This window comes from Sinorhizobium fredii NGR234 (assembly GCF_000018545.1).
Classification (GTDB): domain Bacteria; phylum Pseudomonadota; class Alphaproteobacteria; order Rhizobiales; family Rhizobiaceae; genus Sinorhizobium; species Sinorhizobium fredii_A.
Genome location: NC_012587.1, coordinates 384,350 through 406,496 on the forward strand (window position 1 = coordinate 384,350; position 22,147 = coordinate 406,496).

The following is a 22,147-nucleotide window of genomic DNA, read 5'->3' on the forward strand; positions in this document are numbered from 1 at the left end:
TCTGAAGAGGGCCACACCAAGGAGCGCATATCATGGCTACCAAGAAGACCGAAGACGCATTCGCCCTTTCCTTTGACCCGGCCAAGTTTGCCGACAGCTTCCGCGACTTCGCCGAAAAGGGCGCCGCGCAGTCGAAGGACGCCTATGCCAAGATGAAGACCGCCGCCGAAGAGGCAACGAAGACCGTCGAAGCGACGCTCGAAAGCGCCCAGTCCGGCTCCGTCGAGCTCGGCCTCAAGGCCATCAACGCGCTGCGCACCAATGCTGAGAACTCGCTCTCGCACATGGAAGCGCTGCTCGGCGTGAAGTCGCTCTCCGAACTCGTCGAACTGCAGACCGCCTTCATCCGCAAGCAGGCTGAACTGGCTGTCGAGCAGGCCAAGACGATGCAGGAAGCCACCCGCAAGGTCGCCGAGAACGTTGCCAAGCCCGGCAAGGAAGCCGCCGAAAAGGTCGTCTCCACCTTCAAGAAGGCCTGATCGGTCCAGCCGCGATCGTTCAAAAATGCGCTGCAGCGCCGCGCGTCTAATCAGACGCACGGCGCTGTCGCAGTTTGAATTGCTGCATATTCTTGTCCTTGAATCGGCGACGATTTAGGGAAACATGCAGCAGGGACCGGGTGCTTGCCATCCGGTCTTTTTGCTTGATAATCTGAAGTTAAGGCTTGCAAAACGGCTGAAGTGACCGTAAGTGAGCCGCCAACGCGACGATCCAAGCGATTTGGGGTCGCGCGTCCCGAGTGCGGTTGTAGCTCAGTTGGTTAGAGCGCAGGTTTGTGGCACCTGAGGTCGGTGGTTCGAGACCACCCAACCGTACCATTTCTCTTATCACACACTCACACAAAAATCTGATGCTCAGCCGTCAGCAGTTCCTGCAGGAATGAGACGACCGTGCGCACGCGCACCAGTTCGCGGGCGCTTTCGTGATAGGTGGTCCAGTAGGCGCGGCGGATCGTCGTGTCGGGCAACAGCCGCGTCAGCTCCGGATAGTGCCGGGCGATGTAGTTGTGCAGGATGCCGACGCCGGCGCTGGAGCGGACCGCCTCGGTCTGACCGGTGGCGCTGGAGATCTCGAAGGAAGCGTCCCAGCTGCGCATGATCTCGGCTGAGAAATTGAGCGAGGGCGTAAAGATCAGGTCTTCCACATAACCGATGCGGCGATGGTTCTTGAGATCGTCGATCGTCCGCGGCGTGCCGTAGCGGGCAAGATAATCCGCCGATGCGTAGAGCCCCAGTGTATAGTCGGTCAGCTTGGACGAAACGAGCCGCCCCTGTTCGGGCCGCTCGATGGTGATGGCGATGTCGGCCTCGCGCTGCGACAGCGAGAAGGAGCGTGGAACCGGAACGAGCTGCAGCTTGAGCTCCGGATGTCGCGCCGTCAACCGCCCGAGCCGCGGCGCCAGGAAGGAGACGCCGAAGCCGTCCGGGGCGCCGATGCGCACCGTGCCGGCGATTGCCGTGTCGATCCGCCCGATCTGCGATTGGGCGGCGAGCATTTCGGTTTCCATGCGCTCGGCGGCGGAAAGGAAGATCTCGCCTTCGGCCGTCAGTTCGCAGCCGTTCGGGCGCCTGACGAGAAGCCGCGTCTTCAGCGTCTCCTCGAGCGCGGTGACGCGCCGGCTCAGCGTCGCGTGATTGATGCCGAGCCTCTTCGAGGCGGCGAGGATCTGGCCCGTCCGTGCCACTGCGAGAAACACCCTGACGTCGTCCCAGTCCATGTAATCGCTCCAATGGGCTATAATTTTTGCACAACGGTTGCTGAATATCGGAAATTGATTTGTTGAAATCGTAGTGCGATCATGCGCCCAAGATCAAGACCAGCCAAATTCAAAGACCAGGAGGAAGACCCATGTATGAAGTAGGACATTTCATCGACGGCAAGCGCGTCGCCGGCAAGAGCGGCCGCGTCAGCAACATCTTCAACCCGGCAACGGGGGAAGTTCAGGGCACCGTGGCGCTCGCCAGCGACGCGGAACTTGCCGCCGCCGTCGAGAGCGCCAAGGCCGCGCAGGTCAAGTGGGCCGCCACCAATCCGCAGCGTCGCGCCCGCGTTTTCATCAAGTTCGTCCAACTGCTGAACGACAACATGAACGAACTGGCCGAGACGCTGTCGCGCGAGCACGGCAAGACCATCGACGACGCCAAGGGCGATATCGTCCGAGGCCTTGAAGTCTGCGAATTCGTCATCGGCATTCCGCACCTGCAGAAGAGCGAGTTCACCGAAGGCGCCGGCCCGGGCATCGACATGTACTCGATCCGCCAGCCGGTCGGTGTCGGCGCCGGCATTACCCCGTTCAACTTCCCGGGGATGATCCCGATGTGGATGTTCGCGCCGGCAATCGCCTGCGGCAACGCCTTCATCCTGAAGCCGTCCGAACGCGATCCGTCCGTGCCGGTCCGTCTCGCCGAACTGATGATCGAAGCCGGCCTGCCGGCCGGTGTCTTGAACGTCGTCAACGGCGACAAGGGCGCGGTCGACGCGATCCTGACGCATCCCGACATCGCCGCCGTCTCCTTCGTCGGCTCGACCCCGATCGCCCGCTACGTTTACGGCACCGCGGCAATGAACGGCAAGCGCGCCCAGTGCTTCGGCGGCGCGAAGAACCACATGATCATCATGCCCGATGCCGATCTCGACCAGGCCGCCAACGCCCTGATCGGCGCCGGCTACGGCTCGGCCGGTGAGCGCTGCATGGCGATTTCGGTCGCCGTTCCGGTCGGCGAGGAAACCGCCAACCGTCTCATCGACAAGCTGACGCCGATGGTCGAGAGCCTGCGCATCGGTCCCTATACGGACGAAAAGGCCGACATGGGCCCGGTCGTCACGAAGGAAGCCGAGCAGCGCATCCGGAGCCTGATCGACAGCGGCATCGAGCAGGGCGCCAAGCTCGTCGTCGACGGCCGCGATTTCAAGCTGCAGGGCTATGAGGATGGCCATTTCATCGGCGGCTGCCTGTTCGACCACGTGACGCCCGACATGGACATCTACAAGACCGAGATCTTCGGACCGGTTCTCTCGGTCGTGCGCGCCAAGAACTACGAGGATGCCCTGTCGCTGCCGATGAAGCACGAATATGGCAACGGCGTCGCGATCTATACCCGCGACGGCGACGCTGCGCGCGACTTCGCCTCCCGCATCAACATCGGCATGGTCGGCGTCAACGTTCCGATCCCGGTTCCGCTCGCCTATCACTCCTTCGGCGGCTGGAAGTCCTCGTCCTTCGGCGATCTCAACCAGCACGGTCCGGACTCGATCAAGTTCTGGACCCGGACCAAGACCATCACCGAACGTTGGCCCTCCGGCATCAAGGATGGCGCGGAGTTCTCGATCCCGACGATGCGCTAAAGAAGAGAAAATCCTCCCCCATTCGAGCCTCCTTCGGGAGGCTCTTTTTTGTAAGCAAAATAAACCTCCACCTCCGGTGGAGGACTGGACGCGTTCTACATTGTGATTGAGAGACCTCCGTGCTTGGACCGCTAGGCTGGCCGAGACATAGAACGGAGGTTTTATGGATGAACGATCGCAATCACACGCGACGTGGGACTGCAAATACCATGTGGTCTTTTCAAGTAAATACCGAACGAAACGTCTTTACGGTGACTTGCGCCGTGAATTGGGTGACCTTTTGCATCGGCTTGCTCTGCAAAAGGATTGCCGGATCGAGGAAGGGCACCTTATGCCCGACCATGTGCATATGCTGATCTCGATCCCGCCGAAGTACTCGGTGTCGCACATTGTGGGCTTCCTGAAGGGCAAGACAGCCCTTTACGTGGCCAACAAATATGCCCGCAAGCGGCGCTACAAAGGCTATCACTTTTGGGCGCGTGGGTACTTCGTCTCAACGGCTGGCTATGATGAGCAGGTCGTCAGACGCTATATCCGTAATCAAGAAAAGGCCGACAAAGCTTCCGACTTTGCCGACCTCTTTAACCGTAGCTACTAACTTATAGCAAAACCGCTTCTAGCGGTTCAAGCGCAGCGTTTCAAACCTCCACCTCTGGTGGAGGTCGTGACTTGTTGCATTCATCTCATGGATGCAACTAACGTCGGGCTTGACGGGTGTGGTCGCCGCGCGATTCGCGCATCGGTCGAGTTCGCTGCTGTTGACCAGGTCGGGGGTGATGCGGTTGGCCAGGCAGCTTTGACTTTTTGATGAGGGGACAGTTTCATGGTTTTGGCTGAACCATTCCCGGCACAGATCGGGCAGGGCAGTTTCGGGCGCTCGGCGCAGGGGGATTACCAGCGCCTCTCGTTTACCGGCAGCGGCAAAGAATACTTCGGGATCTGGATCGTCAATATCCTGCTGACGATCGTCACGCTCGGCATCTATTCGGCCTGGGCAAAGGTTCGCCGCAATCGCTATTTCTACGGCAATACAGTGCTGCTCGGCCGCGGCTTCGAGTATCACGCCAGGGGCGGGCAGATTCTGATCGGCCGTCTGATCGTCTTCGCCTATCTGGTCGTCTACAACATCCTGCTGACCTTCGTGCCGCTCGCCGGCATTGCACTGCTTTTGCTGCTCCTTTGCTTCGTTCCCTGGCTTGTCGCCCGCGGCTTGCGCTTTAGCGCCCGGGTGACCAGCTACCGCAATGTCCGCTTCGATTTCGTCGGTCGCGCCGGCGGTGCCTTTCTCGCCTTCATCGTCGGGCCGGTCATCGCGGCGCTGACGCTTGGCATCCTGGCGCCGCTCGCCAGCCGCTGGACCTATCGCTATATAGGCAACAACCTGCGCTACGGGCAGAAGGCCTTTTCGACCGATCCCTCCATCGGCACGATCTACAAATCCTGGGCGATCTCGGCGGCGATCATCATTCTCGGTCTGCTGATCGTCGGCTTCTTCGCCTTCCTCAACTTTGCGGTTTTTGTGACGGCGATCGAGAGCCCCGATCTCATTCCCGCCGAGATGCAGGTGTCGATCGTCGTGCTCGTGGTGCTCGGCTACTTCCTGTTTTTCGCGATCTTCGGGGTCGCGGCGCTCGTCTACCGCGCCGGCGTGCGCAACGTCGCCTGGTCCGCCGCCACTTTCGACGGCAAGCACCGGCTCCTGAGCGATCTCTCGCGCCTGCGCTACACCTGGATTGCCATCTCGAACGTCGTCGTCACCCTTGTTACACTCGGTTTGATGCGGCCGTGGGCCGCCGTCCGGATGGCGCGCTACGTCAATGAACAAACCGGCGTCCGGTTCGACGGCAATGTCGGCGAGATTTTCTCCGCCATCGCCCAGGAAGGTTCGGCGGTCGGTTCCGAATTCATGGATATCGAAGGCTTCGACTTTGGCTTCTGATCATCCAGCCATTGCCGTCGGCGAGTGGCACCCGGCAGGATCGAGCCGCTCGGTGCTCAGCGGCCTGGTGGAGGTCGGAGATCGCCTGATCGTGCGGGACGAGACGGGCGCGGACCTCGCCGGCGGGCGCCTTTCCCTGGTCGAGATTTCCGCGCGGGTCGGCCGTATCCCGCGCCGGATTAGCTTTCCGGACGGCTCTCTCTTCGAGACCAATGACAATGAGGCGATGGACCGGTTTCTGGCGGAAAAAGGCCGGGCGGGGGCTGGGATCGTCCACCGGCTGGAGCGGTTCCACCCACGGCTGATTGCCTTCGTTGCCGCAACGATCCTGCTCGGCGTGCTGATCTACCGTTATGCGTTGCCGGCTCTCGTGGAAGTTGCGATTGCCGTCACGCCGCCGATTGTGCCCCGCATGATGTCGGCGAGCACGCTCGAAACCATGGACCGGACGCTGCTTGGCGAATCGAAGCTGGACGAGGCGCGGCGCGGCAAGATTGTCGATGGTTTCCGGCGCATCGCGGCGGTTTCGGCCGCGGGTGAGGCGGCCTATACGCTGAACTTCCGTGAAGGCGGACCAATGGGCCCCAACGCCTTCGCGTTGCCCGACGGCACCCTGATCCTGACGGACGAACTCGTTGAGCTCGCCGGCGACGACAGCGAGATGATCGTCGGCGTGCTGGCGCATGAGATCGGCCATGTCCAGCATAAGCACAGTCTGCGGCAGATCTATCGCGCCGCCGGGGTCGCCGCGCTCATCATGCTGATCGCCGGCGACATCGGCTCCGGGGCCGAGGACGTGCTGGTGGAAGGGGGCGGCTTGCTGGCGCTCTCCTATTCGCGCTCCGCGGAAGCAGAGGCGGATCGCCATTCCGTCGAGCTGATGATGAAGGCGGGCCTCGATCCGGCCGCAATCGCCCGGTTCTTCGAGCTGTTGGAGACGAAGCTCGACGATCACTCGGACACGAGCATCTTCTCCACCCATCCGGGTACGCCGGAGAGACGCAAGGCAATCACCGATCTGATTGCCGAATTGCGGAAGAACTAGTCGTGGCTGGAAGCGGCCGTCGAGCCTGCCGCCCGGAAACGTTCTTCGAACTCCCGGCGCAGCTCCCGCCTGACCTCGGCGGCGCGGTAACGGCGTTCCCTGACACCGGGCTCCGGCCGGTAGGGCGGCACGCTCGTCGGCCGTCCTTCCGCATCGACGGCGACCATGGTGAAGTAGCAGGAGTTCGTGTGCCTGCGCTCGCCGCTGCGGATGTTCTCGGCTTCGACCCGGATGCCGACCTCCATCGACGTCCGGCCGGCAAAGTTGATGGAAGCCCGAAAATGCACCAACTCGCCGACATGGATCGGCTGGCGGAAAACGACCTGGTCGACGGACAGCGTCACCGCATATTGCTTCGAGTAGCGCGAGGCGCAGGAGAAGGCGACCCGGTCGAGGAGGTTGAGAAGCGCGCCGCCATGCACCTTGCCGCTGAAGTTCGCCATGTCGGGTGTCATCAGCACGACCATCTCGAGCTGGCTCTTGTCATTCGTCTCTTCCATTTCCCCTCCGCATAAGGCCGCTTCAGGCGCGCGTGAGTTTGGCGCTCAGAATCCTATCCTTGCCCCTGCCCGTCAATGCGCCTTCTTCGTCTCTGCAGTCGTAAAGGGAAATGATCGGTCCCGCGCATCCCAAACAAGAACAGCGGGCTCACGCCCGCTGTTCTTGTTGCGCGGCATTCACCGCCTTAGTCTTGCGGGCCGTCGTTATAGCCGACCTTGTCGACGAGTTCCGAAGCCTTCTTGCGGTTTGCCGCAATCTCGGCAAGCGGCAGGGAGTCCGGCTTGATCGTTCCAAAGGACTTGACGACGTCCGAGGGCTCGGCGCCCGGCAGCACTGGATATTCGAAGACCTGCTCGGCGTAGATCTTCTGCGCTTCGCCTTCCGACAGGAATTCCATCAGCTTGACGGCATTCTCCTTGTTCGGGGCGTTCTTCGCGAGCGCCATGCCGGAGATGTTGACGTGCGTGCCACGATCCTTCGCATTCGGGAAGAGGACCTTGATGGCCGAAGCCCATTCCTTCTGCTGCGGCTCCTTGTCGTTGGTCAGCATGAGACCGACATAGTAGCTGTTGCCGAGCGCGATATCGCATTCGCCGGCAAAGATCGCCTTTGCCTGATCACGATCGCCGCCATCGGGCTTCTTGGAGAGATTGTCCCGGAATCCCGTCAGCCACTTCTCCGTCTCCGCCTCGCCGTGATGCGCGATCATCGAGGCGAACAGGCCGATATTGTAGGAATGCTGGCCATCGCGGGTGCAAAACTTGCCCTTCCATTTCGGGTCGGCAAGTTCTTCATAGGTGATGTCGTTCTGCGGCACGCGTTCCTTCGAGGCATAGACGACGCGACCGCGCGTCGTCAGGCCGAACCAGTTGCCGTCCGGATCGCGGAAATGCGCCGGGATGTCCTTGTTGATCGTCTCATTGACGAGCGGCTGGGTCACGCCGGCGTCCTTCGCCTCGGTCAGGCGGCTGATGTCGACGGTCAAAATGACGTCGGCCGGAGAATTCGCGCCTTCCGCCTGGATGCGCTCGACCAGCCCCTTGTCGAGGAAGAGCACATTGGCGGCGATGCCGGTCTCCTTGGTGAAGGCATCGAGCAGCGGCTTGATGAGATCGGGCTGGCGGTAGGAATAGATATTGACCTCGCCCTCGGCCCGGGCAGGCGCGCTGAAAGCAAGGATCGCCGCCGCGACCGACAGGGTGCCGATCAACGTTTTTGAGGCAAGCATGGTGTTCTCTCTCCGTGTGGTGCTTATAAGTTAACCGAGTGAGTCATATTTCTACACCGGAAGAGCGACAGTCAACGGCGAAACGGCGAAGTAAAGCCTTCGTGAATTTTTCCTCTTTTGGAATTGTTCCAAACTACGTTCCGTCCTATATGAAGGAGGACGAATTTCTCGATCCCGGAGTGAATGATGCGTCTGACGAAGCAAACAAACTACGCGGTTCGCATGCTGATGTACTGTGCTGCGAATGGCGAGAAGCTCAGCCGCATCCCTGAGATCGCCAAAGCTTACGGCGTTTCCGAGCTGTTTCTGTTCAAGATCCTGCAGCCCTTGACCAGGGCTGGCCTGGTCGAAACCGTGCGCGGCCGCAATGGCGGCGTGCGACTGCCGAAACCGGCCTCGGAGATCAGCCTCTTCGACGTGGTCAAGGTGACCGAGGACAGCTTCGCCATGGCGGAATGTTTCGAGGCGGGCGAAATCGATTGCCCCCTGGTCGACAGTTGCGGCCTCAACGCCGCCTTGCGCAAGGCGTTGAACGCCTTCTTCGACGTGCTCAAGGGCTATACGATCGACGATCTCGTCAAGGCGCGGCCGCAGATCAACTTCCTTCTGGGTTTGGAGACCGGCCCGCGGCCGCAGACGTCCGCCGCCTGAGTTTTCAAGTCCAGCAAATGTAGCGCGGAGGCCGGTTCTCCGCGCTTTTTTGTGTCGTGATTTTTGACCCCGCCGCCGGTTTCGCCGGTGAGGGCGAATCGGCGTGCAATCCGGCTTGGCCGTTGCCCTAGTCGCTGTCGCTCCGACCCTCTACTTGTGGAAGAATTTTTCGCATAGACAAATTTCTGAAGCGAGTTATTGCATTGCGACGACAAATGTCGTTCCATCCGTCCTTGACCGGATGGAAAATTTCTCGCGGTCGAAAACAATACGAGAACAAAAAACAAATCTGGGAAGCAAGCTCATGAAAAAGCTCACGACTCTCTTCGCAGCGACGGCGCTTGCCACGCTGATGGCCGGCACTGCCTGGTCGAAAACGTTCGTTTATTGCTCGGAAGGCTCGCCGGAGGGTTTTGACCCGGGCCTCTATACGGCCGGTACCACGTTCGACGCTGCCGCGCACACCGTCTATAGCCGCCTGCTCGAATTCAAGAAGGGCACGACCGAAACCGAGCCCGGGCTTGCCGAAAGCTGGACGATTTCCGACGACGGCCTCGAATACACGTTCAAGCTCCGTCCCGGCGTCAAGTTCCAGACGACCGAGTTCTTCACGCCGACCCGCGAATTGAACGCCGACGACGTCATCTTCTCGCTGGAGCGCCAGTGGAAGTCCGACAATGCGTGGCACGGCTATGTGACCGGTGGTTCCTGGGAATACTTCGCCGGCATGGGGCTGCCGGAACTGCTCGAGTCGATCGAGAAGGTCGACGACATGACGGTGAAGATCAAGCTAAAGCGCAAGGAAGCGCCGTTCCTCGCGAACCTCGCCATGCCCTTCGCTTCGATCATGTCAAAGGAATATGCCGACAAGCTGCAGGCCGAAGGCAAGATGAACCAGCTGAACCAGATGCCGCTCGGCACCGGTCCCTTTGCCTTTGTCGGCTATCAGCAGGATGCGGTCATCCGTTACAAGGCTCATCCGGACTATTGGGGCGGAAAGCAGAAGATCGACGATCTGGTCTTCTCGATCACCACCGATGCTGCCGTCCGGTTCCAGAAGCTCCAGGCCGGCGAATGCCACCTGATGCCCTATCCGAACGCGGCGGACGTCGAGGCGATGAAGGCTGATCCGAACCTCAAGGTGATGGAACAGGCCGGCCTCAACGTCGCCTATCTCGCCTATAACACCACGCAGGCTCCCTTCGACAAGCCCGAGGTCCGCAAGGCGCTGAACAAGGCGATCAACAAGCAGGCGATCGTGGACGCCGTCTTCCAGGGGCAGGCGACGCCGGCGACGAACCCGATTCCGCCGACGATGTGGTCCTACGATGACACGGTCGCAGACGACACCTACGAGCCGGAAGTGGCGAAGAAGATGCTCGAGGACGCCGGCGTCAAGGACCTGTCGATGAAGGTCTGGGCAATGCCGGTCGCGCGGCCCTACATGCTCAACGCACGTCGCGCCGCCGAGCTGATGCAGGCCGACTTCGCCAAGGTCGGTGTGAAGGTCGAGATCGTCTCCTACGAATGGGCCGAATATCTCGAGAAGTCCAAGGACAAGGCCCGCGATGGTGCGGTGATCCTCGGCTGGACCGGCGACAATGGCGACCCGGACAACTTCCTCGACACGCTGCTCGGCTGCGATGCCGTCGGCGGCAACAACCGCGCCCAGTGGTGCAACAAGGAGTTCGACGATCTGGTCACCAAGGCCAAGGAAGCCTCCGACGTTGCAGAGCGCACCAAGCTCTACCAACAGGCTCAGGCCGTGTTCAAGAAGGAGGCGCCCTGGGCAACGCTGGACCACTCGCTCTCGATCGTGCCGATGCGCAAGAATGTCGAAGGCTTCGTACAGAGCCCGCTCGGCGACTTTGCTTTCGACGGCGTTGATATTGTAGAGTAATCTTACCGACTGACCCGAAGGGGGCGTTTGCCGTTGGGCGAGCGCCCCTCTTCCTTTTTGCCAGTGCTGCAGCAACGAGGCCGCAGCGAGGATGGCATGAGGTTTGACTATGTTTCGATTCCTGCTGGGGCGCTTGGCAGTGCTGATCCCGACCTTTATCGGGGTCTCGATCATTGCCTTCTCCTTCATCCGCCTGCTCCCGGGCGATCCCGTGGCGCTGCTGTCCGGCGAACGGGTCATGTCGCCGGAGCGGCATGCCGAGATTTCCCACCAGCTCGGCTTTGACCGGCACATCGTCGTGCAATACCTGGATTATCTCTGGGGTGTTCTTCAGGGCGATTTCGGCATATCGATCGTCACCAAGAAGCCGGTGATCGATCAGTTCCTGGAGCTCTTCCCGGCAACCGTCGAGCTTTCGCTGTGCGCCATCATCTTCGCCGTCGTCGTCGGTATTCCGGCCGGCGTGATTGCGGCGATCAAGCGGGGATCGATCCTCGACCAGCTGATCATGGGCACCGCGCTCGTCGGCTTTTCCATGCCGATCTTCTGGTGGGGCCTGCTGCTGATCATCGTCGTCTCCGGCATATTGCAATGGACTCCGGTGTCCGGGCGCATCTCGCTGATGTTCTTCTTTCCCTCGGTTACCGGCTTCATGCTGATCGATTCGCTGCTGTCGGGACAGGACGGGGCGTTCAGGTCCGCCTTCAGCCATCTGATCCTGCCGACCATCGTGCTCGGCACCATTCCGCTTGCCGTCATTGCGCGCCAGACCCGTTCGGCGATGCTCGAGGTGCTTTCGGAGGACTATGTCCGCACTGCGCGTGCTAAGGGGCTTCCCACCTTCCGCGTGGTCGGCATCCATGCCCTGCGCAACGCGATGATACCGGTCGTCACCACGATCGGCCTGCAGATCGGCGTGATGCTGGCAGGCGCCATCCTGACGGAAACGATCTTCTCCTGGCCGGGCATCGGCAAATGGATGGTCGATTCCGTGTTCCGGCGCGACTACGCCGTCATCCAGGGCGGCCTGCTGATCATCGCCGCCGTCATCATGCTGGTGAACCTTGCCGTCGATCTGCTCTACGGGCTGATCAACCCCCGCATCCGGCATTGAGGAGGGCGATATGACCGAAGTTACCGCAACAAGCCCCATATCGACCGATCCGTCCCGCCGGGCGCGTCTCGCCGAGTTCTGGTACTATTTCTCGGAGAACCGCGGCGCCGTCATCGGCCTCTTCTTCTTCCTGTTCCTGGTCGTACTTGCTCTATGCGCGCCGCTCGTGGCACCGCACGACCCGACCGTCCAGTTCCGTGAGGCGGTATTGCTGCCGCCGTTCTGGCAGGAGGGTGGCCGCCTCGAATTTCTGCTCGGAACCGATGCGGTGGGCCGCGACATGCTGTCCCGCCTTATCTACGGCACGCGTTTCTCGCTGTTCGTCGGCGTGATCGTCACCACATTGTCGCTGGTCGGCGGCATCCTGGTCGGCGTTGTCGCCGGTTACTTCCGCGGATGGGTCGATACCTTCATCATGCGGATCATGGATATCATCCTGGCCTTCCCGTCGCTGCTCCTGGCGCTTGTCCTGGTCGCGGTGCTCGGGCCGGGCCTCACAAATGCGATGATCGCCATCGCACTGGTCTTCCAGCCGCACTTCGTTCGCCTGACGCGAGCGGCCGTGATGACGGAGAAGACCCGGGACTACGTCGTCGCGGCGAAGGTCGCCGGAGCAGGGCACCTGCGGCTGATGTTCAGGACGATCCTGCCGAACTGCATGGCACCGCTCATCGTCCAGGCGACGCTTTCCTTTTCAAGCGCCATTCTCGACGCCGCGGCGCTCGGTTTCCTTGGCATGGGCGCGCAACCGCCGACGCCGGAATGGGGAACGATGCTGGCGGAGGCCCGCGAATTCATTCTTCGCGCCTGGTGGGTGGTGACGCTTCCAGGTCTCGCGATCCTGTTGACCGTGCTGGCAATCAACCTGATGGGCGATGGACTGCGTGATGCTCTCGACCCCAAGCTGAAGAGGTCCTGACATGGCGCTTCTTGAAATCGAAAATCTCGTCGTCGAATTCCAGACGGCAACGGGCCCCTTCCGGGCCGTCGACGGCGTATCGCTCAAGGTTCATGAGGGCGAGGTCCTGGCGATCGTCGGGGAGTCCGGCTCCGGCAAGTCCGTGTCCATGCTTGCGGCGATGGGGCTTCTGCCCTGGACCGCGAAGGTGACGGCCGACAAGCTCGCCTTCAACGGCCGTGACCTCTTGAAGATGCCGGCGGCCGAGCGCCGCAAGATCGTCGGCAAGGACATTGCGATGATCTTCCAGGAGCCGATCGCCAGCCTCAATCCGTGCTTCACGGTCGGCTTTCAGATCGAGGAAGTGCTGCGCATCCACATGGGCCTCAACCGGGCGGCGCGGCGCAGGCGGGCGATCGAGCTCTTCCAGGCCGTCGGCATACCCGATCCGGCCGAGCGGCTCGGGCATTATCCGCACCAGATGTCGGGCGGGCAATGCCAGCGCGTGATGATCGCGATCGCCCTTGCCTGCAACCCGAAGCTCCTCATTGCCGACGAGCCGACGACGGCGCTCGACGTGACGATCCAGAAGCAGATCCTCGACCTCCTGATGAAGCTGCAGCAGGAATACCGCATGGGCCTGATCATGATCACCCACAATATGGGCGTCGTCGCGGAAACGGCCGATCGCGTCGTCGTCCAGTACAAGGGCCGCAAGATCGAGGAGGCGGACGTGTTGTCGCTGTTCGAGGCGCCGAAGAGCAACTACACCCGGGCGCTTCTCGCGGCGCTGCCGGAAAATGCGACGGGCGACCGGTTGCCGACGATCTCCGAACTTTTCAATGAGCAGCAGACGCTCGAGGGAGCCGCTCGATGACCCATGTTCTCGAAGCCCGCAACCTGGTGCGAGACTATCACATTCCCGGCAGCCTGTTTCGCAAGGCGCGCACCGTTCATGCGCTGAAGGGCGTCAGCTTTGCCGTCGACGAGGGCAAGACGCTGGCTATCGTCGGCGAAAGCGGCTGCGGCAAGTCGACGCTCGGACGCATCATCACGCTCATCGACCCGGCCACAGCCGGGGAACTGCTGATCGATGGCAAGAAAGTCGATATCGCCAGGGACGGCCTGACCTCGGAGATGCGCCGCAAGGTACAGATCGTCTTCCAGAATCCCTACGGCTCCCTCAATCCGCGCCAGAAGATCGGCGATATCCTTGCGGAACCGCTCGTGATCAACACCAAGGTTCCCGCCGGCGAGCGCCGCGACCGGGCGATGACGATGCTGAAGAAGGTCGGCCTCGAGGAGAAGCACTACAACCGCTATCCTCACATGTTCTCGGGCGGCCAGCGGCAGCGCATCGCCATCGCCCGCGCCCTGATGCTGAACCCGAAGCTGCTCGTGCTGGACGAACCCGTTTCGGCGCTCGATCTCTCCGTCCAGGCCCAGGTGCTGAACCTGCTCGCCGATCTGCAGGACGAGTTCAAGCTGACCTATGTCTTCATCAGCCACGACCTCTCGGTGGTGCGCTACATCGCCGACGACGTGATGGTGATGTATTACGGCGAGGCCGTCGAGTATGGCAGCCGGGATGAGGTGTTTTCCAATCCGCAGCACAGCTATACGAAGACGCTGTTTGCCGCCACGCCACGGGCCGATGTTGCGAGTATCAAGGCCCGCCTCGCCCGCAGGAACGCCGCCTAGACGGCGCGACGACCCGGCGGAATTCCCACAAGCTGCGTCGCTCGCGCGAGTGCGGCTGGTTGGAGTTCCCGTCCCGATCGTGTAGAGCATCTGCCGCCGCTATTTGCGTTTTGGCCCTGGCGGCGGGCAGCCGAATTGGCCGGCAATCCCTTGTTCGGCCCAACACCAGGATGACGAATATGGAAATCAAGCGCTTCGAGACCGGTCCGCGGATGAGCCAGGCCGTGGTCTACAACAACACGGTCTATCTGGCCGGCCAGGTGGGCAACGCCGGAGACGATGTCGTCACGCAGACCAAGCAGGCGCTCGCCGAGGTCGACCGCCTGCTTGCGCTCGCCGGTACAGACAAGACGCGTATCCTCTCCGCCACAGTCTGGCTCGCCGATATGGCGGATTTCGCCAAGATGAACTCGGTCTGGGATGCCTGGGCGCCGCAGGGTCACACGCCCGCGCGCGCCACCGGCGAAGCCAAGCTGGCAACGCCTGAATACCTCGTCGAGGTCATCGTGACGGCAGCCGTCTAGGCGCTGCGTCAGGCAACGTTGTTTCTCCGCTCGAACGCCGCCGGCCGAAAGGCCTGGCGGCGTCTTGCTGCTGGCTCCCGAATAGGAACGATTCGCTTTTCGAAGCGTTTATCGATCGTTCCCGTACGTGGAGGAATTGCCCATGCTCTATTGGCTGCCGCGGCTCTGTTTGCTGCTGATCGCCGGTGTGGTTTTGGGCTTTGGCCTTTTCCCGCGGACGTCCGAGGACGTAGCTTATACGTTGTTGATAATCCTTGTGGGGCTGGGGCTGCTTTCCGTGACGCTCCACATATTTCCGCCAGAAGAGCATTGACCGGGGGCCGCTGCGATCACGGGCGGAGAACCGCCCAAGCCTTCCTCTCAACGGCCTCCGTGGGTGCCGACGCGCGGCGCGTGGCCGGCGGTTCATGGCGCTGCCAAGAACAAGGCTGCCAGGCGCAGGCAGAGCGGTTTGAAGAGGCGTGTCGATGGACAGCAAAGTTGTAGCGGCTGTCCGTAGCCGCAAGCGCAGCGCCGAAAAGGAACTCGCCCTGGCACAGGCGACGACGGCGGCGCGAAAGCGCGACGGCATGGATCTCGTCGTCGCCTGGAGCGTCGTCGGGTTGTTCGTCGTCGCTTGCTCGGCGGTCGTTTACGCGATGGCGGCAATTCTGATGCCCATTGCGTTTGCCATCGTCGTCGGGATCGTGCTCGGCAGGGCAGCCGACGAACTGGCGCGTTTCGGTCTTCCGCCGATGCTGGGTGGTCTTTTGCTGGCGCTCTTCTTCGTGCTCGGCCTATCGTCGCTCGTCAACACACTCCTGGGGCCGATCACCGAGCTCGCCCGCGAGGCCCCGAAACTCGCCGAAAGCGTCGTGGAGCGCGTGCTGCCTTTCATCGAACGCTTCGAGTGGGGCAGGATTGCGCTCGCGCGAAGCGTGGGGGCCGACGCTTTCGCAGACGTCGTCGTCAAGAATGCGGGCCCGATCCTCGGCGCGGCCGCCGCGAGCGTGACGCCGGCACTAATCCAGACGCTGATCTTCCTGGCGGCGCTCGTCCTGTTCCTCCTCGGCCGCGTCCAGTTGCGCAGCACGATCATCCTAGCTTTCCCCAGTCGCGACGGCCGCCTGAGCGCGATCCGGATCATGAACGCCATCGAAGACGGGCTGACGCGCTATTTCTCGACGGCCAGCCTGATCTACCTGGCGCTCGGCGGCTTCACCATGATGATCGCGCTGGTCGGCGGGCTGCCGATGCCGCCGCTCTGGGGGCTTTTCGCCTTCGTCTCGAGTTTCATTCCCTATCTCGGCGTCACCTTCATGACGCTGTCGCTGCTCGTCGGGGGCCTTATGACCCACGAAGCGCTGGTCGTGGCGCTCGCGCCGGCGACCGCCTTCTTCCTCATTCATCTGGCCATGGAGAACCTCGTCGTCCCGGCGATCCTGGGGCGACGCTTTGAGGTCAACCCCTTCCTGATCTTCGTCGCCATCCTGTTCTGGACGTGGATGTGGGGCGCGGTCGGGGCGATCCTCGCCATGCCGCTGTCGCTGATCGCGATGACCATCTTCGAGCAGCTGCGCGAGCCTCCGCCCGAACCGCAATTGCCCGGATGACGGCTCAGCGACTTGCCGCGTGCGCTTGTTCGTCGAAGAACAACGCCTGGCTGATCAGCGCCTTGACCATCTCCGGATTGAAGGGCTTCGTCACCAGGAAGGCCGGCTCCGGCTTGTTGCCCGTCAGCAGCCGTTCGGGGAAAGCGGTGATGAAGATCACCGGCACGGCCGCCTGCGTCAGGATGTCGTTGACCGCGTCGATGCCGGAACTCCCGTCGGCGAGCTGGATATCCGCGAGAACCATCTTGGGGGATGTCTGCCGGTAGATATCGATCGCCTCGCGATGCGTGCGGGCAATGCCGGTGACCCGGTGTCCCAGGCTCGTCACCATATCCTCGATATCCATGGCGATGAGCGGCTCGTCTTCGATGATCATGATGTCGGTGGCAACCTGGCGCGAAATCTCTTCCGAAGCACTGGACAGAAGCTTGGCAAACGCGCCCTGGTCGATCGACATGATTTCCGCCGCTTCGCCGCTTGAAAACCCCTCGACAGAGATCAGCAGGAAAGCCTGCCGGGGCGTTGGCGCGATCAGCGACAGGTTGGCGGCGGCTCTCTTCTCCCACGCGAAGGGCGAGCTCAAATGGGACCGATCGACCTTGAGCTTGTCGAAGAGGGAGCAGAACAGCTTGTACAGGCTTATGCGATCGTTCGATGCCGAGGGGAACAGGCTGATGTCTTCGATCAACGCCTCCAAGACGGCGGCGACATAGGCATCGCCTGCCGCTTGCGACCCTGTGACGGCGCGGGCATAACGCCTAAGATAAGGAAGATGCGGCGCAATCCTGGTGGAAAGTGACATTTAGGCCTTCCTAAACTATTGTGCGTAGCGTCGCACTTATGGGCGGTGGCGTGACGCAGGATACGTCAATGTCGTGCGCACGTCTTGCGAATTCAGGAAACAGTTTGCCGACGACGACATACGAATGGAAAACAGCCGGGGGATTTGAGCCTTCGGTACGTGGAATTGAAAAATGAACGATCGGTCCGACGGGCGCGCGCGAGGCATATCGGCTGCTGGCGCCAGGAAAAATGATGCCAATGGCGTAATAGCCTCCCGGTTGAGAGCACTTTACCAGGCGATCGAGTCCGAGCCTGTGCCGCAGCAGTTCATCGATCTTCTCCGGCGCCTCGACGAGGCCGAGAGGGCGCAATCGGGCGATTGACAAGGGATATCCTGGCCCTCCCGGCCGGGGAGGGCCGTGTGCCTCACTGGAACGCTAGCGAAGCTATCGAGGCGACCTCGAATCCGCCTTGGCGAAGGCCGCAATCAGCAGCGCGCGGTGTAGCGGCGGCCGTAGCGGTCGCGGTAGACGCAATAGCCGGGCTCGCTCGCGCGGCCGATCAGGGCGCCGGCAACGCCACCGACAGCCGCTCCAACCGCGGCGCCCCGGACATCGTTCGAAATTGCCCCTCCGATGATGCCGCCCGAAGCGGCGCCGATCGCTGCACCCTTTTCCGTTTGCGTGCACGCGGCGAGGGGAAGAATTACGCTGACGACGAGAAGGATCTTCTTCATGGTGCTTTCCTATTCGAGGTTGATTGACCGAGGTGGGCAGGGGGCGTCGAAATGGGCCGGCCGAAATGAAGATTGCGAGGAGATATTTGAAGCGGTCGGCATGGCAAGCCGGCTTCTGCCGGAACCATCAAAACAGGCGCAGCGAAGGGTGGCAATTCCCGACTCCCTTGTATCAGCCGCCGCTACGGCGCGCGCTATCGTTGTCAGAACGCCGATTTCCGCCTTTTGTTCCGCGCCGGCCCGAGGTGCCACGCCCGGTTGTTGCCGCCGGCGCCGCCCGACGCCGCAATCTTACCTGCTTGGGAGAATGACGGGACCTTGTTTTTGTGCATGTCGTTGTCCCAAAACCGCACACGCTTTCCTCATCCCGCTCTAGTCGCGAAGTCTGCGTTCGGACTGTTCCAGGTTGTCGAGCAGCACCTGCAGACGCTCGTTGCGCTTTTCTTCCGTGTGCATCTCGAGATCGCGCAAGGTTCTGCCGATGTGCAGATTATGAATGCTCACATCCGCCTCGCGCCGGCCGATCTCCGTCACCGTCTTGAGAATATGTCGCGAAGGCATCTTCATTTCTTACCCGAGAGGAATTCTGTTTCCGGGAGAACGCCAAGCCGTGGCGAAGGTTCCTGCCACCGTCGCCCCCTTCGCAATTGCGGATTGATTTCCCTTCCCATGGTTGAATACATGGTTTCCGCCTGGTTAACGGCGTTCGGGTCGAAACCCGGAACAAAGCCTGGAGGCAGAGCGTTTGAAATTCGGTTCCTGCAGCGCCCTGCGTCTTTCCGGCGCACAAGTTCGCTGTAGCACTTCGAATTACTCCATGTTTTTCTCCTTAAATCGGTTCCGACTTAAGGAAACATGCAGTAGGCAAGGAGATAGCAAATGCTCTACTATGCCCTCATCTTTCTTGTGGTCGCCATCATAGCCGGCGTTCTCGGCTTCGGCGGCATCGCCGGCACCTCGGCGGGAATCGCCCAGATCCTGTTCTTCCTGTTCCTGATCTTCCTGGTGGTCTCTCTCGTTATGGGGCTCTTCCGCCGCACCTGACGAATAAACCCTGACTTGCGGAGCGGATCGACCTTCGCTCCGCTCCGAACTCCCAAACATTCTTTTTCCTTTGTAGGGGTGAGGCTTTCAGCTTCGCCCCTTTCTCGTGACGGCTTCGTCCCTTGCCCCGTCTGGTTTGCTTGGCTATTCATGCGCGTATCCTCGAACGAGGAAGACGTGACGCGTCGATCCATCGAGGCGAAAGAACGGGGCATCGTCTATGAAAACTGACGTAGTGGTATTGGGTGCGGGGATCGTCGGCATTTCGAGCGCCATCCATCTGGCGCGGCGCGGCAAATCGGTGGTGCTTCTCGATCGCCGCGGGGCGGGCGAGGAGACGTCCTACGGCAATGCCGGTCTCATTCAGCGCGAAGGTGTTTTTCCCTATGGTTTCCCGCATGATTTCGGGGCGCTCTTCCGCTACGCGCTGAACAATACCATCGATGCGAGCTATCACTTCCGCGCGCTGCCGAGTCTGGTGCCGTTCCTGGCGCGGTATTGGTGGCACTCCGGTTTCACCCGGCACCAGCGGATCGCCCATCTCTACGCCCCGCTGATCGAGAATTCGATCGCCGAGCACAGCGACCTGATCGACGCGTCCGGCGCCGGGGACCTTGTCCGCAAGGACGGCTGGATGAAGGTGTTCCGCACCGAGAAGGAACGCGACGCCGCCTACAAGGACGCCGAAAAGCTCTCGGCCGGCTTCGGCGTCAACCACCAGAAGCTTTCGACCAGCGAGTTGAAGGCCATCGAGCCTTCGATCCAAGTGGAACTGGCCGGCGGCTTGCGCTGGAGCGATCCCTGGTCGATTCGCGACCCGCACAGCCTGAACAAGGCCTATCTCGGCTATTTCCAGTCGCTTGGCGGACGGCTTGTTTCGGGCGACGCGGCAACGCTCGAGCATATACTGGAAGGACCCGGCTGGCGCGTCGCGACGCCGGATGGTCCGCTGGAAACCCGCGAGGTGGTGGTCGCCCTCGGCCCGTGGGCCGACACGGTAACACGCAAGCTCGGCTATCATTTCCCGCTCGCGGTCAAACGCGGCTATCACATGCATTACGGCACCAAGGACGGTGCACAGTTGAACAATTGGGTGCTGGACGAGGAAATGGGCTATTTCCTGGCCCCGATGCTGCGCGGCATCCGCCTGACGACAGGGGCCGAATTCGCGCTGCGCGACGCCCCGAAAACGCCGGTGCAGTTGACCCGCGCGGAGCGCGTCGCCCGCGAATTCTTCCCGCTCGCCGAGCGGCGCGACGACGAACCGTGGCTCGGCGCGCGGCCCTGCACGCCGGACATGATGCCGATCATCGGCAAGGCGCCCAGGCATGAGGGCCTGTGGTTCGCCTTCGGCCACGCCCACCACGGCATGACCCTCGGACCGGTCACCGGCCGGGCGCTGGCGGAAGCGATGACGGGCGAAAAGACCGTGATCGATCTTGCGCCCTACCGGCCGCACCGCTTCCTCGCTTGAGGCCCTCGGTCTTACGGGGCGAATTTTTTCGCGTCGGCGGAACCAAAACAGCCGAGAGGTGTTTTTCTCGCGGCTGAAGACGAGGATTCGGTGCGGTTGTGCTTTGCCTTGCAGCCGGTCGCCCACTGCGGGCGGCGAGGGAGGAGCCCATTCCATGAACAGGCAGACGATCGAATTCGCCGGCGAGGCCGTGGGCGCGCTGATGCCCGACAATGGGCAATTGCGTTTTGTCGCCGTCAAATACAGCGTGTGGTCGCTCGACGGCCGGATCTTTTCGACAGCCGAGGAGGCGCTTCGGGCCGTCGCCGCGCTGCATGTCCTGCGGCAGAGGGGACCGGTCGGAGCAGCACCGGTGCCGACCGGGCCTGACGAAGCCTTCATCTCTGCCGGATCGGCTTGACCCGTTCCACCCGTCTTGGACAGGCACCAGAGCGGGATGAGGAAAAGTGTAAGCGGTTTTCCGCCCGCATCTCGCTCTAACTCATTAGAATCGATCACGATGATTTTGGATCAATCGACCCAAAATCATCGTGATCTAAGCGCTCTCGGCATGGCCCCCAGGGCGCGGGTATCTTCATCGGCTCCCGTCATCCGACCCTGCCGGCGCCCCGGGCGCAGGGTGGCGGCCCGTTTCCCGGGCGCCGTTCCCTTCACCTTCGGGCTCCTTCCACTGCAACGCCACCTCCATCCGGCCGAGGATGAAGAGAACGATGAGACTGGCCACGGCGGCGAAAGTGGCGATCATCCAGAAGCCGAAACCCACTGAAATGCCGACGGCCCCAGCAAGCCACATGCCGGCGCCCGTCGTCAGGCCTTTCACCTCGCCCTTCGAAAACACGATCATGCCGGCGGCAAGGAAGGCGACCCCTGCGGTCACCGCTTCGACGACACGGATCGGGTCGATGCGGACTTCGGGGCCCGACAGGCTCGTCATATGGACGCTCTCGACCGCAACCACCGCGAAGATCGCCGAAGCTAGGCTCACCAGGATGTGCGTCCTGAGGCCCGCCGGGCGCTGGCGCTTCTCCCTCTCGATGCCGATGAGGGCGCCGAGAACGATCGCACCGCACAAACGCGCGAATATCACCGGATAGGGCGTCCGCGTCGAAACAAGGATGTCGGCAAGGATCTGGTCCATGAAGGTGCTGATAGGGATGGAATGGACTGACGCAACTCAAGGCATCCTTTCAGGGCGGAGAGGCGCCTCTCCGCCCGAAGGGCTACTTCCCGCTCACTGCGCCGGAGGAGTCTGCGGCTGCGGCGCCGTTCCTTCCGGTGCCGGCGCCGGCGGTGTCGGCTGAGGCTGTGTTTCAGGCGCGGCCGGGGCCGGCTCCTGCGTCGTTCCTCCAGCCGGTGGCGTCGCTTCGGTGCCTGTGGCCGGCTCATCGGTCGCGGGTTGTGTTGTCGTCGTCGACGAGGTGGGAGTATCCTCCGCGTCTCGGGTGAGTTCGGCCGGCAGCCAGGCGATCAGCGCCAGCACCAGGCCGGCGAGAAGGATGACCAGCAGCGGCCACGAACTGCGGCTCGCGCGCGCTTCATGTACTTCGGGGGGCGGCGCCGGCTGTCCGGTGACCGGATCGACTGGCGGCCTTTCCTTCAACTGGTCCTGTGGGTCCATGGCAGTAACATCCTTTCTGGCCATCGTCCCTTCGCTGCCAGCATTTGGCGTCAC

Annotated in this window: 26 protein-coding genes and 1 tRNA gene; 19 read left to right on the forward strand and 8 right to left on the reverse strand. The window is 61.9% G+C overall.

What is annotated here, in order from left to right; genetic code table 11:
- The first annotated feature begins 32 nt into the window (after positions 1 to 32).
- Together NGR_RS13050 and NGR_RS13055 are read left to right on the forward strand one after the other, a co-directional pair.
- Positions 33 to 479, forward strand: coding sequence for a phasin (locus NGR_RS13050; protein WP_012706919.1), 447 nt, complete (start codon positions 33 to 35; stop codon positions 477 to 479).
- 262 nt (positions 480 to 741) lie between these two features.
- Positions 742 to 818: transfer RNA gene (locus tag NGR_RS13055), tRNA-His, on the forward strand.
- Positions 819 to 835: 17 nt separating this feature from the next.
- On the opposite strand, the gene NGR_RS13060 is transcribed toward NGR_RS13055, so the two are convergent.
- Entirely contained in the window at positions 836 to 1,717 is an 882-nt protein-coding gene (locus NGR_RS13060) for a LysR family transcriptional regulator (RefSeq protein ID WP_012706920.1), read from the reverse strand.
- A gap of 131 nt (positions 1,718 to 1,848) precedes the next feature.
- Between NGR_RS13060 and NGR_RS13065 the strand changes: the two genes are divergently transcribed.
- The 4 genes from NGR_RS13065 (at position 1,849) to NGR_RS13080 (ending at position 6,329) form a co-directional block, all read left to right on the forward strand.
- Positions 1,849 to 3,345, forward strand: coding sequence for a CoA-acylating methylmalonate-semialdehyde dehydrogenase (locus NGR_RS13065; RefSeq protein ID WP_012706921.1), 1,497 nt, complete (start codon positions 1,849 to 1,851; stop codon positions 3,343 to 3,345).
- A 163-nt stretch (positions 3,346 to 3,508) separates the two neighbouring features.
- Positions 3,509 to 3,943 (forward strand): IS200/IS605 family transposase, encoded by a 435-nt coding sequence (gene tnpA, locus NGR_RS13070; RefSeq protein WP_012706922.1) that lies wholly within the window; start codon positions 3,509 to 3,511, stop codon positions 3,941 to 3,943.
- Positions 3,944 to 4,168: 225 nt separating this feature from the next.
- Positions 4,169 to 5,284 carry a YjgN family protein gene (locus tag NGR_RS13075; protein WP_012706923.1) on the forward strand — a complete coding sequence of 372 codons (1,116 nt, stop codon included), beginning with the start codon at positions 4,169 to 4,171 and terminating at the stop codon, positions 5,282 to 5,284.
- On the forward strand, positions 5,274 to 6,329 hold the full coding sequence (locus NGR_RS13080) for a M48 family metallopeptidase (protein WP_012706924.1): 1,056 nt from the start codon (positions 5,274 to 5,276) through the stop codon (positions 6,327 to 6,329). The genes NGR_RS13075 and NGR_RS13080 overlap by 11 nt, the downstream gene beginning before the upstream one ends.
- Here NGR_RS13080 and NGR_RS13085 read toward each other — a convergent pair.
- The gene (locus NGR_RS13085; protein ID WP_012706925.1) at positions 6,326 to 6,829 is read right to left on the reverse strand and encodes an acyl-CoA thioesterase; all 504 of its coding nucleotides are present in this window, start codon (positions 6,827 to 6,829) and stop codon (positions 6,326 to 6,328) included. The two genes, NGR_RS13080 and NGR_RS13085, sit on opposite strands and share 4 nt — an antisense overlap.
- A gap of 185 nt (positions 6,830 to 7,014) precedes the next feature.
- A complete protein-coding gene (locus NGR_RS13090) occupies positions 7,015 to 8,058 on the reverse strand; it encodes a Fe(3+) ABC transporter substrate-binding protein (RefSeq protein WP_012706926.1) in 1,044 nt (347 codons plus the stop codon).
- A 186-nt stretch (positions 8,059 to 8,244) separates the two neighbouring features.
- Between NGR_RS13090 and rirA the strand changes: the two genes are divergently transcribed.
- The 9 genes from rirA to NGR_RS13130 all read left to right on the forward strand — a co-directional run bounded on the left by rirA (position 8,245) and on the right by NGR_RS13130 (position 16,438).
- Complete coding sequence (gene rirA, locus NGR_RS13095) at positions 8,245 to 8,709, forward strand: iron-responsive transcriptional regulator RirA (RefSeq protein ID WP_012706927.1); 465 nt, start codon at positions 8,245 to 8,247, stop codon at positions 8,707 to 8,709.
- 304 nt (positions 8,710 to 9,013) lie between these two features.
- The gene (locus NGR_RS13100) at positions 9,014 to 10,609 is read left to right on the forward strand and encodes an ABC transporter substrate-binding protein (RefSeq protein ID WP_012706928.1); all 1,596 of its coding nucleotides are present in this window, start codon (positions 9,014 to 9,016) and stop codon (positions 10,607 to 10,609) included.
- Positions 10,610 to 10,718: 109 nt separating this feature from the next.
- Positions 10,719 to 11,723: an ABC transporter permease subunit gene (locus NGR_RS13105; protein WP_012706929.1), complete on the forward strand. Its 1,005-nt coding sequence runs from the start codon at positions 10,719 to 10,721 to the stop codon at positions 11,721 to 11,723.
- Positions 11,724 to 11,733: 10 nt separating this feature from the next.
- Entirely contained in the window at positions 11,734 to 12,642 is a 909-nt protein-coding gene (locus tag NGR_RS13110) for an ABC transporter permease subunit (protein WP_012706930.1), read from the forward strand.
- 1 nt (position 12,643) lies between these two features.
- Positions 12,644 to 13,498, forward strand: a complete 855-nt coding sequence (locus tag NGR_RS13115; RefSeq protein ID WP_012706931.1) for an ABC transporter ATP-binding protein — start codon at positions 12,644 to 12,646, stop codon at positions 13,496 to 13,498.
- Entirely contained in the window at positions 13,495 to 14,322 is an 828-nt protein-coding gene (locus NGR_RS13120) for an ABC transporter ATP-binding protein (protein ID WP_012706932.1), read from the forward strand. Before NGR_RS13115 ends, NGR_RS13120 begins: the two co-directional genes overlap by 4 nt.
- 179 nt (positions 14,323 to 14,501) lie before the next feature.
- A complete protein-coding gene (locus NGR_RS13125; protein ID WP_012706933.1) occupies positions 14,502 to 14,846 on the forward strand; it encodes a RidA family protein in 345 nt (114 codons plus the stop codon).
- A gap of 142 nt (positions 14,847 to 14,988) precedes the next feature.
- On the forward strand, positions 14,989 to 15,159 hold the full coding sequence (locus tag NGR_RS32315; RefSeq protein WP_012706934.1) for a hypothetical protein: 171 nt from the start codon (positions 14,989 to 14,991) through the stop codon (positions 15,157 to 15,159).
- 154 nt (positions 15,160 to 15,313) lie between these two features.
- On the forward strand, positions 15,314 to 16,438 hold the full coding sequence (locus NGR_RS13130; protein WP_012706935.1) for an AI-2E family transporter: 1,125 nt from the start codon (positions 15,314 to 15,316) through the stop codon (positions 16,436 to 16,438).
- Between the two features lie 4 nt (positions 16,439 to 16,442).
- On the opposite strand, the gene NGR_RS13135 is transcribed toward NGR_RS13130, so the two are convergent.
- Entirely contained in the window at positions 16,443 to 17,240 is a 798-nt protein-coding gene (locus NGR_RS13135) for a response regulator (protein WP_012706936.1), read from the reverse strand.
- Positions 17,241 to 17,412: 172 nt separating this feature from the next.
- Between NGR_RS13135 and NGR_RS13140 the strand changes: the two genes are divergently transcribed.
- Positions 17,413 to 17,604, forward strand: coding sequence for a NepR family anti-sigma factor (locus tag NGR_RS13140; protein WP_012706937.1), 192 nt, complete (start codon positions 17,413 to 17,415; stop codon positions 17,602 to 17,604).
- A gap of 104 nt (positions 17,605 to 17,708) precedes the next feature.
- Here NGR_RS13140 and NGR_RS13145 read toward each other — a convergent pair whose 3' ends face one another.
- Both NGR_RS13145 and NGR_RS13150 read right to left on the reverse strand, forming a co-directional pair.
- Entirely contained in the window at positions 17,709 to 17,957 is a 249-nt protein-coding gene (locus tag NGR_RS13145) for a YMGG-like glycine zipper-containing protein (protein ID WP_012706938.1), read from the reverse strand.
- A 372-nt stretch (positions 17,958 to 18,329) separates the two neighbouring features.
- The gene (locus tag NGR_RS13150; RefSeq protein ID WP_240545180.1) at positions 18,330 to 18,518 is read right to left on the reverse strand and encodes a hypothetical protein; all 189 of its coding nucleotides are present in this window, start codon (positions 18,516 to 18,518) and stop codon (positions 18,330 to 18,332) included.
- Between the two features lie 318 nt (positions 18,519 to 18,836).
- Here NGR_RS13150 and NGR_RS13155 point away from each other — a divergent pair, with 318 nt between their 5' ends.
- The 3 genes from NGR_RS13155 to NGR_RS13165 all read left to right on the forward strand — a co-directional run bounded on the left by NGR_RS13155 (position 18,837) and on the right by NGR_RS13165 (position 20,875).
- Complete coding sequence (locus tag NGR_RS13155) at positions 18,837 to 19,001, forward strand: DUF1328 domain-containing protein (protein ID WP_012706940.1); 165 nt, start codon at positions 18,837 to 18,839, stop codon at positions 18,999 to 19,001.
- 220 nt (positions 19,002 to 19,221) lie between these two features.
- Entirely contained in the window at positions 19,222 to 20,475 is a 1,254-nt protein-coding gene (locus NGR_RS13160; RefSeq protein ID WP_012706941.1) for an NAD(P)/FAD-dependent oxidoreductase, read from the forward strand.
- A gap of 154 nt (positions 20,476 to 20,629) precedes the next feature.
- Positions 20,630 to 20,875: a hypothetical protein gene (locus tag NGR_RS13165; protein ID WP_012706942.1), complete on the forward strand. Its 246-nt coding sequence runs from the start codon at positions 20,630 to 20,632 to the stop codon at positions 20,873 to 20,875.
- A gap of 174 nt (positions 20,876 to 21,049) precedes the next feature.
- Here NGR_RS13165 and NGR_RS13170 read toward each other — a convergent pair whose 3' ends face one another.
- Positions 21,050 to 21,613, reverse strand: coding sequence for an MgtC/SapB family protein (locus NGR_RS13170; RefSeq protein WP_012706943.1), 564 nt, complete (start codon positions 21,611 to 21,613; stop codon positions 21,050 to 21,052).
- A gap of 93 nt (positions 21,614 to 21,706) precedes the next feature.
- On the reverse strand, positions 21,707 to 22,093 hold the full coding sequence (locus tag NGR_RS13175; protein ID WP_012706944.1) for a hypothetical protein: 387 nt from the start codon (positions 22,091 to 22,093) through the stop codon (positions 21,707 to 21,709).
- Positions 22,094 to 22,147 lie beyond the last annotated feature (54 nt).